Below are 15,956 nucleotides of genomic sequence, written 5' to 3' on the forward strand. Positions count from 1 at the left end.
CCGCCGTGCACGGCCGGGGGCGGGCCTCGGCGAAGGGAGCAGCGGCGGAAGGAGCAGGAGCCATGGGGGACGCCAAGGTCATTCCCTTCGACGACGACGCGCGGGGGCGGCGCGCGGGCGCGGGACGGGCCCGGCCGCGCGGCCGCAAGCAGGGCCCGGCCGGTGCTTCCGGTTCGGGGCCGGGCGCGGATTCCGCTTCCGGTACCGGTACGGGTTCCGGTTCGGGCGCTTCGGCTTCGGGGCGGGCCGGGGAGCACGGGCCGCTGTCGTCCGTGCCCGAGGCCGCGCAGGCGCCGGCGGAGGACGAGGCGGCAGCGGAGGACCGTACTCCGGAAACGGGCTCAGAGGGGCCCGCCAAGCCCTCTGACACGCCCTCTGAGGCCCCCGGGGAGGGTCCGCCGGCTCCTGAGCCGCCCTCAGCGTCCTCCTCGCCTTCCCTCGCCGACGCGCTCGGCGGCGTCGCGGACAGGCTGCTCGGCGGGTCCTGGGAGCGGAAGGTCGCCTCGGGGCTGGCCTTTCTGCGCCGCCGGGTGACCGGGGAGTACGAGGTCGACGAGTTCGGGTACGACGCCGAGCTGACCGACCAGGTGCTGATGTCGCTGCTGCGCCCGCTGTACGAGACGTACTTCCGGGTCGAGGTGAAGGGCGTCGAGAACATCCCGGCCGAGGGCGGCGCCCTGGTGGTGTCCAACCACTCCGGGACGCTGCCGATCGACGCGCTGATGACCCAGGTCGCCGTGCACGACCACCACCCGGCCGGACGGCATCTGCGCCTGCTCGGCGCGGACCTGGTGTTCATGCTGCCGCTGGTCAACGACCTGGCCAGAAAGGCCGGGCACACCCTGGCGTGCGCGGAGGACGCCCAACTGCTGCTGGAGCGCGGGGAGGTCGTCGGGGTGATGCCCGAGGGCTTCAAGGGCCTCGGGAAGCCCTTCGCCGAGCGCTACAAGCTGCAACGCTTCGGCCGCGGGGGCTTCGTGGCGACCGCGCTCAGGACGAAGGTGCCGATCATTCCATGTTCGGTCGTGGGCGCGGAGGAGATCTATCCGATGATCGGCAACTCCCGTACCCTCGCGCGTGTCCTCGGCATCCCGTACTTCCCGCTGACCCCGACGTTCCCCTGGCTGGGGCCGCTCGGCATGATTCCGCTTCCGACGAAGTGGACCATTCAGTTCGGCGAGCCGATCCCCACGGACGACTATCCGCCGGAGGCCGCGGACGACCCGATGCTGGTCTTCAACCTGACCGACCAGGTGCGCGAGACCATCCAGCACACGCTGTACGAACTCCTCGTGGAACGGCGGTCGGTGTTCTTCTGACGCCGTGCGGGTCGGATGACGCACACGTCAGGTCGGAAGAACACCGACCGCCGGGCCGGGTGCTGTGTCCTAACCCTCCGGGTCGTCGTCCGAGCTGAGACCGAGGCCCGGCAGGAGGCCCGGGAGCAGCGGGGGAAGGACCACCGAGTGGTGGGTCGGGGTGGGGGTGCTGGTCGGGGTCGAGCCGGGGGTGCCCGCGCCCGTGGCGGGCGGGGGCAGCAGGGAGCCGGGGCCGCCGATCAACCCGTTGGGCGCCGCGCTGGAGGCCGTCGGGGTCGGTGTCGGCCCGCCGTCCTGCCCGGTCCGGCCGACGGCCGTCGCGGAGGGGGACGGGCCGGCCGTGGCGCTGCCCGACTGCCCGCCGGTGCGGCGCGAGCCCGAGGTGCCGCCGTCGTCGTCCTGCGAGGACGAGGACGAGGATCCGTCACCGTCCTGCTTCTTGGGCAGTGCCAGCGGAGCGACCTCATGGTCTATGGCGTCGAAGATCGATGTGACCTGGTCGGAGACATCGGTGAGCTGGGTGGGCAGCTTGCCGCGCAGATCGCTCCAGCTCTGCCGGTGGGACTCCGCGAAGGAGTTGAGCGTCTCCATCGGCTGGAGCGAGCCGTCCCTCTCGTACGCCTGGGTGAGCAGACGGTGGCCCTCGGACGCCTCCTGGTGCATGCCGGACAGCGCCTTGCGGACGTCACCGACCGACTCGTCGTCGAGGTGGCCGCCGCGGCCCCGGTCCATCAGCCGGCGGGCCTCCTGCATACGGGTGGCGGCCATGTCGAGATAGACCTTGCCGCGGGAGGTGTCGCTGCCCGCCATGTCCAGCTTGATGTCCTCCATGCTGCGCTTGAGGCCGTAGAGGGTGTCGCCGGGCAGCGCGTTCGTACTGGCCGCCGCCACACCGCCGAGCGCGCCCGCGGCGACGCCCATGGTGAGACCGCCGACGGCGAGCCGCCGCGAGAGCCGGGAGCGCGGCGCGAACTTGCGCAGACCGGTGGCGCGGTGGCTGCCGCGCTCGGTGCGCTGCTCGGGGACGCGGCCCGCCGTGGCGCGGAAGCTGCCGTCGGCGATCGCCTGCTCCATCGCGGCGATCAGCTGGGCGCGCTGGACGGTCTTCGTCTCCGCGTCCATGACCGGGCGGGGGTGGTCGCTGAGGGCGGCCGCCAGCGCGAGCATCGTGGCGCGCTCGGGGTCGGCGCGCCGCGCGGCGGCGTGGGAGCCGTGCGAGGACGAGCCGTGGGCCCCCGAGTCGTGCGTTCCCGAGCCGTGCCTGCCCGGGCCGTGCCGCTCGCCCGCGCCCGGGTCGTCGGCGCCGGCCGCGCCGGCATCGGGCGCGCCGGTGCTCTCCCCGGGGACGGCGGCGTCCTCCAGGGCAGCGTCTTCCAGGGCCTGGGCGAAGGCGTTCGCCCGGCGGTGTGCCGTCGCCTGTCCGATCACGGGCGGCACCTCCTCTCGTCTCCACACTCGACTCCCCGTGCCGCCCGGAAGGTTGTGTTCCCCTTCTCCGTCCACCCGATCGAGTGAAAAGCGGTGAGCGGCGCACGGCACAGAAGTGTCTGCACGTGATGCAACGAGTGCCGGTCCAGTTGGGTTACGCAGGTCCGATCATCGTGCCGGGGCTGCCGGGTGAACAGGCGGGGACGCACATCGTCACCTGGCGTCTTCCGGCAGCAGGCGCGCCAGCGTACGGACCGCCCGGTACTGGAGGGTCTTGATGGCGCCCTCGTTCTTGCCCATGACCCGGGCGGTCTCGGCCACGGACAGTCCCTGCAGAAAGCGCAGCGTGACGCACTCCTTCTGCTGCGGGTTGAGCTTGTCCACGGCCTGGATCAGCGCCTGGTTGGAGAGCCGTTCCAGCACCGAGTCCTCGGGGCTGCGCTCGACCTCGTTGGCGTCGAGCATTTCGCCTGTGGTCACTTCGAGGCGGAAACGGCTCGACTTGAAGTGGTCGGCGACCAGATTGCGCGCGATCGTGACCAGCCAGGCGCCGAAGTCGCGCCCCTGCCAGGTGAAGGTGCCGATCCTGCGCAGGGCCCGCAGAAACGTCTCGCTGGTCAGGTCCTCGGCGGTGGCCTTGGAGCCCACCCGGTAGTAGATGTACCGGTACACGGTGTCGCTGTAGTGGTCGTAGAGCCGGCCGAACGCCTCGGTCTCGCCGCCCTGCGCGGCTTCGACCAGGTCCATCATGCGGCCGCTGTCGGTGTCGGAGGGTGGCCTGCGGGCGTGTGCTCCCCGTTCGGCGGGGGACTTGTCGCGGGAGGAGCTGTTGCGGGTGCGTCTGCCTGCGGCTGTGCTGACTTCGGCCAGGGCGTACGCCGGGCCGGGGACGGTGGGACCGGACGTGGCGAGGGCGGGCACGGCATACGCGGGGACTGTGCGCATCAGGCGGTCGAGCACCAGTGCGCGCAACGCAGCCAGGCCGGAGGTGTCAACCCCGTCGTGTGGGTACACGGGACTCCCAGAGGCAGAACTTCCATCACGTGCAGTACGGGACCGTTCACCCGTCGTGGCGACGCGTGGGTACCGGATTGCGTCTGAGGAGAATAACGCTTCGTACAGGCGACGCTACACCGAGTTGCTCAAATCGCCGTTTCCGCCACTTCCTGGGCGGAATGCTGATCGAGTAATTATCGAACGAGCGACCTGAGTTGACCGTTTCTGCTTGTGAAGTGGTCGCGTGGAGTGCGTGTTGTGCCCGTGTGCCCGGCGGTCGGAGACCGCTCGGGACCGGTCGGCGACCGGTGGGGAACGCGTCCGGCGGTGTACCGGGTCCGGCGCCCGTGGAAGGGTCCGCCGCGCGGCTCGGCGGCCACTGGGACCCCGCGCGGCTCGGCGGCCGCTGGCATACGGCTCAGCGGCCGCCGGGATGTGCCTCGGGGCTCAGCGCCGGCGGCGGTGGATCGCGACCGCCGCGAGGACGCCGCCCGCGAGTGCGCCCGTGCCCGCCGCCGCGGGGATGCCGATCTTCGCCGCCTTGCGGCCCGTACGGTAGTCGCGCAGCCGCCAGCCCTCGGCGCGCGCGTGCCTGCGCAGCCCGCTGTCGGGGTTCACCGCGTAGGGGTGGCCGACCAGGGAGAGCATCGGGATGTCGTTGGCGGAGTCGCTGTACGCGGCGCAGCGCGACAGATCCAGGTCCTCGGCCGTGGCCAGCGCCCGTACCGCCTCGGCCTTCGCGGGCCCGTGCAGCGGTTCGCCGACGAGCCGGCCGGTGTAGACGCCGTCGACGGACTCCGCGACCGTGCCGAGCGCGCCCGTCAGGCCGAGCCGCCGGGCGATGATCGTGGCGGTCTCCAGCGGCGCGGCGGTCACCAGCCAGACCCGCTGCCCGGCGTCGAGGTGCGCCTGGGCCATGGCGCGGGTGCCCGGCCAGATCTTCCCGGCCATGTACTCGTCGTAGATCTCCTCGCCGATGGACATCAGTTCCTCGACGCGGTGGCCCTTGACGATGGACAGCGCGCTGTCCCTGGCGTCCTGCATGTGCGCCGGGTCCTCGGCGCCCGCGAGCCGGAAGTACGCCTGCTGCCAGGCGAATCGGAGCAGGTCCCGCTTGTCGAAGAACTTCCGCTTGTACAGGCCGCGGCCGAAGTGGAAGAGCGCGGCGCCCTGCATCACGGTGTTGTCGAGGTCGAAGAAGGCGGCGGCGCGCGGGTCGCCGGCCACCGGGAACTGCGGTTCGGCCCGGGCTGCCTCGGCTTCGCCGCGTGCGTCCGCCCGTACGTTCTCCGGCTCGGGGCCGGTCGTGAGCGCGGCCTCCGCTGCGGCCTCGCCGGCCTGTACGCTCCGCTCGGTCGCGGACTGCTTACGGGGGGTGAGCCATCTGAGTGCGGCCATGCCGCGAGCATAACCATGCCCGGGGGAACGTCAGGTGCGCCTGGGATGCGGGCGCGTGAACGTCACGCGTCACAATGGCGGCCATGACGAGTGCGAGGACCGTGACCCTGATCGGCAAGCCCGGCTGCCACCTCTGCGACGACGCCAGGACGGTGATCGAGAAGGTCGCGGCCGAGACCGGCGCCACCGTGCGCGAGCAGGACATCACCCAGGACGCGGAGTTGTACGACCGGTACTGGGAGCAGATCCCGGTGGTCCTGGTCGACGGCGAGCAGCACACCTTCTGGCGGGTGGACGAGAAGCGGCTGCGGACCGCGCTGTCCGGGGTGTGAGACCGGCCACGTGAGTCACGCGTGATTCCGTGTGGATCCACGTGAATCCGTGCACGAGCGCCTGGATCGCGCGTGTGAACGCCTGGGCGTTTTGAGAGCGTTACGCGTACTCGTACACCTTCGATTACCATCGAGGGCGATTTGTACATCCGGGGGCGATGCGTGAGGAGTGTGCCGCGTGCTCTCGGTGGTATCGGGCCCCGGTGCGGGTCCGTCCGGCTATGCCGTCGTGGACCTTGAGGCCACCGGCGCGTCCTCGCGGCGGCACCGGGTGGTGGAGCTGGCCGTCGTCCTGCTGGACCGCGATCTGGAGCCGCAGGGCGAGTTCACGACCCTGGTCGACCCGCAGGGCCCGGTCGGGCCCACCCATATCCACGGCATCGAGCCCGGGCACCTGGGCGGGGCGCCGCGCTTCGCCGGGATCGCCGCCAGGCTGCTGACGCTGCTGCGCGGCCGGGTGCTCGTCGGCCACAACGTGGGCGGCGACCGGGCGTTCCTGGTCGCCGAGTACGCGCGGGTGGGCCTGCGGCTGCCCGCCGTGCCGGAGTTGTGCACGATGCGGATGGCCGAGGCGAGCGGCCCGGCGCCGTACGGGCTGTCGCTTCGGGCCTGTGCGGCGGCGATCGGGATCACGGACTGGCGTCCGCACACCGCGCTCGGTGACGCCCAGGCCACCGCGCGGCTCTTCTCCCATCACGCGCCGCGTGTCGAGGGGCTGTCCGGGCTTCTGACCAGGGCCTCGGCTCTGCGCTGGCCCGAGCCGACCGGGACATCGGCGGCCGTGGACGCCCTCTGGGTGCGCCGCAGCAACGATTCGGCGCGGCGATCCGTACCGAATGTCCGACATGGGAGTGCGTGATGCCCATCACTTCCGACGGGCAAATCGGACACCATCTTTGTGCACGCGTTCACAAAGACATAGCCTGGCGTCCACGGGGCGGCCCCAAAGACCGTGGTCGTCTTCAGCCCAGCTCTACCCGCAGGAGCACCGTGGCAACTGGCCGATCTCACCGACCGGCGACCCGTGGCCGAGGAATTCCCGAGGCCACCGTCGCCAGGCTCCCGCTGTATCTGCGGGCACTGACAGCGCTCTCCGAGCGCTCGGTGCCCACTGTGTCGTCGGAGGAACTCGCCACGGCCGCGGGCGTCAACTCCGCGAAGCTGCGCAAGGACTTCTCCTACCTCGGCTCCTACGGGACACGGGGCGTCGGCTACGACGTGGAGTACCTCGTCTACCAGATCAGCCGTGAACTCGGGCTTACCCAGGACTGGCCCGTCGTCATCGTCGGTATCGGCAACCTCGGCGCGGCCCTCGCCAATTACGGCGGGTTCGCCTCGCGCGGCTTCCGGGTGGCCGCCCTGCTCGACGCGGACCCGGCGCTGGCCGGACGTCTCGTCGCGGGCCTGCCCGTACGGCACATCGACGAGCTGGAGGCGATCGTCGCGGACAACCAGGTGTCCATCGGTGTGATCGCGACCCCGGCGGGCGCCGCCCAGGAGGTCACCGAACGCCTGGTGGCCGCGGGCGTCACGTCCATCCTCAACTTCGCCCCCACCGTGCTGACGGTGCCCGAGGGCGTGGACGTCCGCAAGGTCGACCTCTCCATCGAGCTGCAGATCCTCGCCTTCCACGAGCAGCGCAAGGCCGGTGAAGGCCGTCAGGACCCGGACGGGGACGTCCCCGCCGTGATGCCGGCATGAGCCTTCTTGTCGTCGGGCTGAGTCATCGCACCGCGCCCGTCAGCGTGCTGGAAAAGGCCACGCTGACCGGGGACGCGCGGGCCAAGCTGCTCCAGGACGCCCTGGCCGCGGAACCGGCCACCGAGGCCGTCGCGCTGGCCACCTGCAACCGCATCGAGCTGTACGCGGACGTCGACAAGTTCCATGCCGGCGTCGCCGAGATGACCACGCTGCTGGCCCAGCACAGCGGAGCCGGCCTGGACGAGCTGACGCCCCACCTCTATGTGCACTACGAGGACCGGGCCGTCCACCATCTGCTCTCCGTGGCCTGCGGCCTGGACTCGATGGTCGTCGGCGAGGGGCAGATCCTCGGCCAGATCAAGGACGCGCTCGCCGTCGGCCAGGAGATGCACACCGCCGGCCGGCTGCTCAACGACCTGTTCCAGCAGGCGCTGCGGGTCGGCAAGCGGGCCCACTCCGAGACCGGCATCGACCGCGCCGGGCAGTCCCTGGTCACCTTCGGCCTGGACCAGCTCGCCCCCGTCACCGGCCCGCCGGCCGGGAAGCACGCGGTGGTGGTCGGCGCCGGGTCCATGTCCTCGCTGGCCGCCGCGACCCTGGCCAGGGCCGGAGTCGCGTCGCTGACCATCGCCAACCGTACGGTCGAGCGCGCCGAGCGGCTGGCAGGGCTGCTCACCGAACAGGGCACGCCGGCCCGCGCGATCACCATCGCCGAGGTCCCCGGCGCGCTCGCCGACGCCGACCTCCTGGTGTCCTGCACGGGTGCCACCGGCCTGGTGCTGACCGCCGAGGAACTGCGCGCGGCCCTCGCCCGCCGTACCGGTGACGTACCCCTCGCTGTGCTCGACCTCGCCATGCCGCGTGACGTCGACGCCGCCGTCCACGGTCTGGACGGGGTGCGGTTCGTGGACATCGAGTCGCTCGCCGCCGCTTCCGCCGACGCGCCCATGGCCGCCGACGTCGACCAGGTGCGGGCGATCGTCTCGGAAGAGGTCGCCGCCTTCGGAGCCGCCCAGCGTGCGGCCCGGATCACCCCCACCGTGGTGGCCCTGCGGGCGATGGCCGCCGATGTCGTATCGGGTGAACTTTCCCGGCTCGACGGTAGGCTGCCCGATCTGGACGGCAAGCAGCGCGCGGAGATCGCCCAGACCGTGCGCCGCGTCGTCGACAAGCTCCTGCACGCGCCCACCGTGCGGGTCAAGCAGCTCGCGGGCGAGCCCGGCGGCGCCGGGTACGCCGACGCGCTGCGTGAACTCTTCGACCTCGACCCGCAGGCGGTCGCCGCCGTCAGCCGGGCCGACGCACCGGGTTCCATCCCGGGCACCGCAGAACCGAATCGAGGCCGGGCATGACCACTGAGCCTGCGGCCCGCGGGCACATTCCCGCGACCGCCACCGAGACCTTCGCAGCCTTGGGGAGCGAGCACGCACCCGAGGTCGCCGGGCCGGTGCCCGCGGCAGGACCCGACGGCTCCTCGTCGCCGGACGGCCCGACGGCGTCCGCCGGCCGGTCCGTCGCCGGCGGCTCCGCCGCGCCGCGCGCGCTGCGCCTGGGCACCCGGCGCAGCAAGCTCGCCATGGCGCAGTCCGGCATGGTCGCCGAGCAGGTACGGCAGGTGACCGGCCGACCGGTCGAACTGGTCGAGATCACCACGTACGGGGACGTCTCGCGGGAAAGCCTCGCGCAGATCGGCGGCACCGGCGTCTTCGTCTCCGCCCTGCGCGACGCGCTGCTCGCCGGCGACATCGACTTCGCCGTGCACAGCCTCAAGGACCTGCCGACCGCGGCCCCCGAGGACCTGGTGCTGGCCGCCGTCCCGGTCCGTGAGGACCCCAGGGACGCGCTGGTCGCCCGCGACGGCCTGGCCCTGGCCGCGCTCCCGGACGGCGCCCGCGTCGGCACCGGCTCGCCGCGCCGCATGGCGCAGCTCAACGCGTGGGCACGGTCACACGGTCTGAGGATCGAGACGGTCCCGATCCGTGGCAACGTTGACACCCGCATCGGGTACGTTACTTCCGGTGAACTCGACGCGGTCGTGCTTGCCGCCGCCGGGCTGAACCGTATCGGCAGGCTTGCCGAGGCGAGCGAGCTGATCGCCGCCGACGTAGTGCTGCCCGCCCCGGGGCAGGGGGCACTCGCCGTTGAATGCGCCGCCTCCCAACCGGAGTTGGCCGCACAGCTCGCCGAACTGGACGACCCGTTCACCCGGGTCGCCGTGACCGCCGAGCGATCCCTGCTCGCCGCCCTTGAGGCCGGCTGTTCCGCGCCTGTGGGCGCGCTCGCCGACCTCGTGGCCGACGGGCAGACTACCGAGCTGCGTCTGCGCGGCGTCGTCGGCACGATCGACGGCACCTCGCTGGTGCAGATGTCCATCACCGGTTCCGTACCGGCATCGGACGACGATGCGCGAGCCCTGGGCCGCGAACTCGCCGTCGAGATGCTCGCCAAGGGTGCGGCCGGTCTTATGGGGGAGCGCACACCTTGAACCCCGCCGCCGTCGTCACTACGAACACCGCCGGCCCCGCCGCCGGCACAGCGGGGAAGGCGGCCGGACCCGTAACCGGTCACGTCACCTTCCTCGGCGCCGGGCCCGGAGATCCCGGGCTGCTGACCCTGCGCGCCGTGGAGGCGCTCGGCCTCGCCGACGTGCTGGTCGGGGACAGCCACGTGCTCGACGTCGTGCGCACGCACGCCAGGGCGGACGTGGGCATGGCCGAACCGACCGCGGACGGTGGGCTGTTGGACCCGTCGGCGGATCTTTCCACTGCTGCCTCACAGCTTGTCATGGCGTCCGCGCGGACCGGTAAGCGGGTGGTACGTGCCGTCTCGGGCGACCCCGGACTTGACGCCTCGGCCGCCGGCGAGATGCTGGCCTGCGCCCGTGCGGGCATCCCCTTCGAGGTGGTGCCCGGCGTCGCCGCGGCGCTCGGCGTGCCCGCGTACGCGGGGGTGCCGCTCAGCGGGGACGTACGGTTCGTGGACGCCGCCACGGCCTCCGACCGGTGCTGGACCGAGGTCGGCGCGAGCGACACGACCCTGGTGGTCTCCACGACCCTCCAGACCGTGGCCGTCACCGCCGCCGAGCTGATCGCCTCCGGGCGCAAGCCCGACACCCTGCTGACGGTCACCGTCGCCGGTACGACCACCCGGCAGCGCACCTGGACCGCGACGCTCGGCACGATCGCCGCCGAGCTCAAGGCCACCAAGGCGCTGCCGACGCCCGAGGGGCCGATCTCGGCGATAGCCGTCGTCGGCGAGCGGACGGCCCAGCGCGAGCACCTGTCGTGGTTCGAGACGAAGCCGCTCTTCGGCTGGCGGGTGCTCGTCCCCCGGACGAAGGAGCAGGCCGCCTCGCTCTCCGACCAGCTGCGTTCGTACGGGGCCGTGCCGCACGAGGTGCCGACCATCGCGGTCGAGCCGCCGCGCACCCCGCAGCAGATGGAACGCGCCGTCAAGGGCCTGGTCACCGGCCGTTACGAGTGGATCGCCTTCACCTCGGCCAACGCGGTCAAGGCGGTGCGCGAGAAGTTCGAGGAGTACGGGCTCGACGCGCGGGCCTTCGCCGGGATCAAGGTCGCGGCGGTCGGCGAGCAGACCGCCCAGGCGCTGGTCGAGTTCGGGGTGAAGCCCGATCTCGTGCCCAGCGGTGAGCAGTCGGCGGCCGGGCTGCTGGAGGACTGGCCGCCGTACGACCCGGTCTTCGACCCGATCGACCGGGTGTTCCTGCCGCGGGCCGACATCGCCACGGAGACGCTGGTCGCCGGTCTGGTGGAGCTGGGCTGGGAGGTCGACGACGTGACCGCCTACCGGACGGTCCGGGCGTCGCCGCCGCCGGCGGACACCCGGGAGGCGATCAAGGGAGGCGGCTTCGACGCGGTGCTCTTCACGTCGTCCTCGACGGTGCGGAATCTGGTCGGGATCGCCGGGAAGCCGCACAACGTGACGGTCATCGCGTGCATCGGGCCGGCCACGGCCAAGACGGCCGAGGAGCACGGGCTGCGGGTGGACGTGATGGCGCCGGAGCCGTCGGTCCACGCGTTGGCGCAGGCGCTGGCCGACTTCGGCACCGCCCGCCGTGAGGCGGCGGAGGCGGCGGGCGACGCCGTCACCCGCCCCAGCGAGCGCCGCCCCGGCGCCCGCCGCCGCCCCCGCGTCTGACCCCCCCGCGCCCCGCCAGGGGCGCGGGGCCCCACCGGGGCCGCGAGCCATAGGGGCGCGGGGGCCCGGTGGGCCGCGAGGCCGAACGGGCGCGAGCCTTAGGGGCGCGGGGAACTGCGCGATGAGCCACGATGTGCGGTCCCTCGGCAACGCACCGGATCCGTCCGGGGCGGCCCCCGTCAGGGGCGCGGGGAACTGCGCGATGAGCCACGATGTGCGGTCCCTCGGCAACGCACCGAACCCGTCCGGGGCGGCCCCCGCCAGGGGCGCGGGGAACTGCGCGACAAGCCACGACGCGCGGTCACCCGGCAACGCACCGAACCCGCCCGGGGCAGGCCCCGCCAGGGGCGCGGGGAACTGCGCGACAAGCCCCGACGGACCGGCACCCGGCAACGTACCGAACCCCCGCCCGGAGGGCCCCCGCGGCCCCCTGAACCGACGCCCCGTCGGAATCCGCACCGCCCGCACGGGCGTACCGTGAAGTGCCCCCTGAAACCGACGAAAGGCAGGGCGCAGCCATGAGCAGCCGCTACGGCGAATTCCCCGTCGCGCGCCCGAGGCGCCTCCGTACGACCCCCGCCATGCGCCGCCTCGTCGCGGAGACCCGGCTGAACGCCGCCGAGCTGATCCTCCCGATGTTCGTCCGCGAGGGCATCCGCGAGCCCGTCGCGATCTCCTCCATGCCCGGTGTGTTCCAGCACACCCGCGACACCCTGCGCAAGGCCGCCTCCGAGGCGGCCGAAGCCGGCGTCGGCGGCCTGATGCTCTTCGGCGTGCCCGAGGTCAAGGACGCCGTCGGCAGCCAGGGCACCGACCCGGAGGGGATCCTTCAGGTCGCCATCCGGGACGTCGTCGCCGAGGTCGGCGACGCGCTCGTGGTGATGTCGGACCTGTGCCTGGACGAGTACACCGACCACGGTCACTGCGGCGTGCTCGACGAGGCCGGCCGGGTGGACAACGACGCGACGCTGGAGCGTTACGCCGAGATGGCCCAGGTCCAGGCCGACGCGGGCGTCCATGTCGTGGGCCCGTCGGGCATGATGGACGGCCAGGTCGGTGTGATCCGCGACGCACTGGACGAGATCGGCCGCGAGGACGTGGCGATCCTGGCGTACACCGCGAAGTACGCCTCGTCCTTCTACGGTCCCTTCCGGGAGGCGGTCAACTCCTCGCTCGAGGGCGACCGCAACACGTATCAGCAGAACCCCGCGAACTTCCGTGAGTCGATGCGCGAACTCGCCCTCGACCTGGACGAGGGCGCCGACATGGTGATGGTCAAGCCGGCGCTGCCGTATCTTGACGTACTCCGGAAGGTCGCCGACGCTGTGGACGTACCGGTGGCCGCCTACCAGATCTCGGGGGAGTACGCGATGGTCGAGGCCGCCGCCGCGAACGGCTGGATCGACCGTGACCGTACGATCATGGAGACCCTGACGTCCATCCGCCGCGCCGGTGCGAACATGATCCTGACGTACTGGGCCACCGAAGTCGCCCAGCGGCTTTAGCCGCGCCGGGAGGCCGGGTGACCGCTGGCTGACGGAGCCCGGGGAAATATATTGATAGCTCCCCATGGGCCTGCCAATGTGTACCTTACGGCCCAGTCTCCTCCTCAAGGCGATGTCCATGAATACTGCGGGTCTCGACACCCAGCCCAGCGCTGACACATATGAACTCGATGACCTGATTCCGCGTGCGTGGGCCGGCCAGGTGCGGGTGCCGCATTTTCAGCGGAGCTTCCGCTGGGGGACCGACGATGTGCTGCGACTTTTCGACAGCATCGTCCGGGGCTATCCGATCGGCAGCCTTCTTCTTTGGGTGCGGCATTCCCCCGCCGGGCGCATTACGCTCGGCGCGCTGTCCATCGACGCCCAGGAGTCCGAGAACGCACTGTGGGTGGTGGACGGACAGCAGCGCATCACCAGCCTCGCCAACGCCCTCCACCCCGAGGGAAATCTCCACGCGCCGTTCAATGTCTTCTACGACCTGGCGGAGAAGAGCTTCATCGCGCGTCCGGCGCATCCGCAGCCCCATCAGATCGCTGTACATGTTCTTTTCGACCTCGACGCGCTCCTCGATTACTTCGACACCACGGGCAAGAGCGCCAAGGAGTATTTCCCGGTCGCCCGACAGATCGCCAAGCGGCTGCGGCAGTTCAAGATCCCGGTGTATCTGGTCAAGCAGGAGGACCAGGACGTCCTCACCGACATCTTCGACCGGATGAACAACTTCGGAAAGCGGCTGAGCCGGGCGGAGATCTTCTCCTCGCTGTTCGCCGGTGACGAGGAGGGGGCCGACGACCGGCTCACCATCGCCAGTATCGCCGCGCAAGTTGACGGGCTCACCGGCTTCGGCATTATCGACGACGACACCGTGCTGCACGCGATGCTGGCTCGCCGCGGACCCGACCCCTCCCGTGAGATCCGGCTGGAGTTCGACGACACGCGACGCCGTACGAAGTCGGACTTCCCGGGGGAGAGCCGGGACACCGCGTATGCCGAGGGAATGAAGGCGCTCCTCCGCGCTGTCACTTTTCTGCAGGAGACCGGCGGGGTTCCGCACCTCTCCATGGTGCCGTACAAGGCGCTGATTGTTGTATTCGCGCGGTTCTTCGCGCATTTTCCCGAGCCGGAAGAGCGGCATCTGCAACTGCTGCGCCGCCTTTACTGGCGCGTGGTGCTGGCCGGACCGGCGGTCTTCAAGGGGAGCTTCACATCCCTCGCCCGTGTGCTGTGTTCCTGCATTTATCCGCAGGACGAGCAGCGTTCGGTGCGGGATCTGCTGCATTCGATGAAGGACGCGACGCCCTATGTCCCGAGTGCGCAGCGGTTCCGTACCAATGAGGCGGTGTCGAAGATCATTCTGTGCTCGTGGTGGGAGCTTCGTCCGCGTTCGCCGTTCACCGGAGAGGCGTACGACTTCGGGGACCTCGCCGGCGCGCTCGTCGACCGGACGACGGCAGCCGATCTGGTGTATCGGATCTTCCCCCGCGGTATCGACCCCTCGCTCAGATTCTGGGCCGCGAACCGACTGTTCTTGCCCAGCGCCACCGATCCCGCGCAGGAATTCCCGGCGCGATTCACTCAGCGGCCGCTTGCCCTCGACGACACTGCCTGGGACGCCGTCCTTCACTCCTACTGCCTCGACGACGAGGCTGTCCGACATCTCAGAGCCGGTGACGCCGAAGGGTTTCTGCGGAAGCGGCAGCAGATCGTCGAGGCCCAGCTGGAGAACTTCCTGTCGCGCATGGCGGAGTGGGAGTACGAGGACACCCCCGCGCTCCAGGAACTGGACTTCGACAGTGACGCGGACGACGCCGACGAATGGACCGAGCTGCCCGATGCCACCGGATGAGAAGTTCCATGCCGTGCTGCTTCACGGCAAGCGCATCGGGACGCTCTGCCAGAAAGGCGACTACACCCGGTTCGTGCTCAACGACGCCTACCTCAACGACAGTCGCCGACCTGTTCTCGGGCTCTACTTCGAGGAGAACCTGGGCAAGCCGTACGCGTCGGCGCTCCGTCTGCCGCCGTGGTTCTCCAACCTGCTCCCCGAGGGGCCGCTGCGCGAGTGGATCGCGCACGACCGCGAGGTCTCCCTGGACCGGGAGATGGAGCTCCTCGCCCAGGTCGGCCACGATCTTCCCGGCGCGGTCCAGGTCATGCCCGCTGAGGGTCCCGACGAGGAATGGCACTGGCCGGACGGTGAACGGTCCGGCGGGTCCGGCGCCCGGAGCGCACTTCACCAGGACACCCCGTGGCGTTTCTCCCTTGCCGGAGTGGCGCTGAAGCTGTCCATGCTCGCGCAGGGCGACCGTCTGACCGTGCCGGCGGGCGCCGAGCACGGGGACTGGCTGGTCAAGTTCCCGGACTACCGGCACCCCGACGTTCCCCGCAACGAGTTCGCCATGATGTCGCTGGCCCGTTCCGTGGGCATTCGGGCGCCCGAGGTACGCCTTGTCCACCGCGACGAACTCGGTCATGTACCGGACCGCATGTGGCCGAACGGCGAGGTATGGGCCTACGGCGTCCGCCGTTTCGACCGGCTGCCGGACGACCACCGTACCGCTGTGCACATTGAGGACTTCGCACAGGTGCGGAACAAATATCCGGGGCCGGTGGAGAAGTACCGGAGCAGCTTCGAAACGGTCGCGGCCATCGCGTATCGCGGGAGCGATCTGGAGGCACTGCGCGAGGCCGTACGCCGTATCGCTTTCTCGGTGGTGATCGGAAACGGTGACGCTCACCTCAAGAACTGGTCGCTGATCTATCCCGATCAGCGGGTGCCGACGCTCTCACCTGTGTACGACCTGGTTTCGACCGTCGGCTACGCGCCTGCGGACGAGCCCGAGAACCTGGGGCTGAAGCTGGACGGAAGCAAACGCTTCGAGACCGTGCGCAGGGCTTCCTTCTCCCGACTTGAAGCACGTCTCGACCAGCGACTCGGAGTGACCGGAGCGCATCTCTCCGACGTGGCCGTCGAGGTGACGGAGCGGGTGCGGGCCCACTGGCCGGAGCATCGGGATATCCTCGCAGCCACCCCTGGTCTGCTGGAATCGATCGATCGGTGGATCACCACGCGGGTGGGCATTCTCCTGGCCTCCGGCTGAACTCCGCACGGGAGAAGC

At 71.0% G+C, this 15,956-nt stretch carries 13 protein-coding genes; 10 read left to right on the forward strand and 3 right to left on the reverse strand.

Annotated features, from left to right (window positions below; translation table 11 throughout):
• Nucleotides 1-62: 62 nt before the first annotated feature.
• Complete coding sequence (locus OHA30_RS20700) at nucleotides 63-1,319, forward strand: lysophospholipid acyltransferase family protein (protein WP_328915353.1); 1,257 nt, start codon at nucleotides 63-65, stop codon at nucleotides 1,317-1,319.
• 69 nt (nucleotides 1,320-1,388) lie between these two features.
• Here OHA30_RS20700 and OHA30_RS20705 read toward each other — a convergent pair whose 3' ends face one another.
• The 3 genes from OHA30_RS20705 to OHA30_RS20715 form a co-directional block, all read right to left on the reverse strand.
• A complete protein-coding gene (locus OHA30_RS20705; protein WP_328915354.1) occupies nucleotides 1,389-2,747 on the reverse strand; it encodes a DUF5667 domain-containing protein in 1,359 nt (452 codons plus the stop codon).
• Between the two features lie 213 nt (nucleotides 2,748-2,960).
• Nucleotides 2,961-3,761 (reverse strand): ECF subfamily RNA polymerase sigma factor, BldN family, encoded by an 801-nt coding sequence (locus OHA30_RS20710; protein WP_328915355.1) that lies wholly within the window; start codon nucleotides 3,759-3,761, stop codon nucleotides 2,961-2,963.
• A 429-nt stretch (nucleotides 3,762-4,190) separates the two neighbouring features.
• Nucleotides 4,191-5,141, reverse strand: coding sequence for an HAD family hydrolase (locus OHA30_RS20715; RefSeq protein ID WP_328915356.1), 951 nt, complete (start codon nucleotides 5,139-5,141; stop codon nucleotides 4,191-4,193).
• An 83-nt stretch (nucleotides 5,142-5,224) separates the two neighbouring features.
• Here OHA30_RS20715 and OHA30_RS20720 point away from each other — a divergent pair, with 83 nt between their 5' ends.
• The 9 genes from OHA30_RS20720 (at nucleotide 5,225) to OHA30_RS20760 (ending at nucleotide 15,938) form a co-directional block, all read left to right on the forward strand.
• The gene (locus OHA30_RS20720; protein ID WP_328915357.1) at nucleotides 5,225-5,473 is read left to right on the forward strand and encodes a glutaredoxin family protein; all 249 of its coding nucleotides are present in this window, start codon (nucleotides 5,225-5,227) and stop codon (nucleotides 5,471-5,473) included.
• Between the two features lie 178 nt (nucleotides 5,474-5,651).
• Nucleotides 5,652-6,332, forward strand: coding sequence for a 3'-5' exonuclease (locus OHA30_RS20725; protein WP_328915358.1), 681 nt, complete (start codon nucleotides 5,652-5,654; stop codon nucleotides 6,330-6,332).
• A 131-nt stretch (nucleotides 6,333-6,463) separates the two neighbouring features.
• Nucleotides 6,464-7,174, forward strand: coding sequence for a redox-sensing transcriptional repressor Rex (locus OHA30_RS20730; protein ID WP_328915359.1), 711 nt, complete (start codon nucleotides 6,464-6,466; stop codon nucleotides 7,172-7,174).
• The gene (locus OHA30_RS20735) at nucleotides 7,171-8,526 is read left to right on the forward strand and encodes a glutamyl-tRNA reductase (RefSeq protein WP_328915360.1); all 1,356 of its coding nucleotides are present in this window, start codon (nucleotides 7,171-7,173) and stop codon (nucleotides 8,524-8,526) included. Before OHA30_RS20730 ends, OHA30_RS20735 begins: the two co-directional genes overlap by 4 nt.
• On the forward strand, nucleotides 8,523-9,659 hold the full coding sequence (gene hemC, locus OHA30_RS20740; protein WP_328915361.1) for a hydroxymethylbilane synthase: 1,137 nt from the start codon (nucleotides 8,523-8,525) through the stop codon (nucleotides 9,657-9,659). The genes OHA30_RS20735 and hemC overlap by 4 nt, the downstream gene beginning before the upstream one ends.
• The gene (locus OHA30_RS20745) at nucleotides 9,656-11,332 is read left to right on the forward strand and encodes a bifunctional uroporphyrinogen-III C-methyltransferase/uroporphyrinogen-III synthase (protein ID WP_328915362.1); all 1,677 of its coding nucleotides are present in this window, start codon (nucleotides 9,656-9,658) and stop codon (nucleotides 11,330-11,332) included. Before hemC ends, OHA30_RS20745 begins: the two co-directional genes overlap by 4 nt.
• 518 nt (nucleotides 11,333-11,850) lie before the next feature.
• Nucleotides 11,851-12,837, forward strand: a complete 987-nt coding sequence (gene hemB, locus OHA30_RS20750; RefSeq protein ID WP_328915363.1) for a porphobilinogen synthase — start codon at nucleotides 11,851-11,853, stop codon at nucleotides 12,835-12,837.
• A 118-nt stretch (nucleotides 12,838-12,955) separates the two neighbouring features.
• Nucleotides 12,956-14,683, forward strand: coding sequence for a DUF262 domain-containing protein (locus OHA30_RS20755; protein ID WP_328915364.1), 1,728 nt, complete (start codon nucleotides 12,956-12,958; stop codon nucleotides 14,681-14,683).
• Complete coding sequence (locus tag OHA30_RS20760; protein WP_328915365.1) at nucleotides 14,670-15,938, forward strand: type II toxin-antitoxin system HipA family toxin; 1,269 nt, start codon at nucleotides 14,670-14,672, stop codon at nucleotides 15,936-15,938. Before OHA30_RS20755 ends, OHA30_RS20760 begins: the two co-directional genes overlap by 14 nt.
• The last annotated feature ends 18 nt before the right edge of the window (nucleotides 15,939-15,956 follow it).

Source organism: Streptomyces sp. NBC_00223 (genome assembly GCF_036199905.1).
In the GTDB taxonomy this organism is placed as follows: domain Bacteria; phylum Actinomycetota; class Actinomycetes; order Streptomycetales; family Streptomycetaceae; genus Actinacidiphila.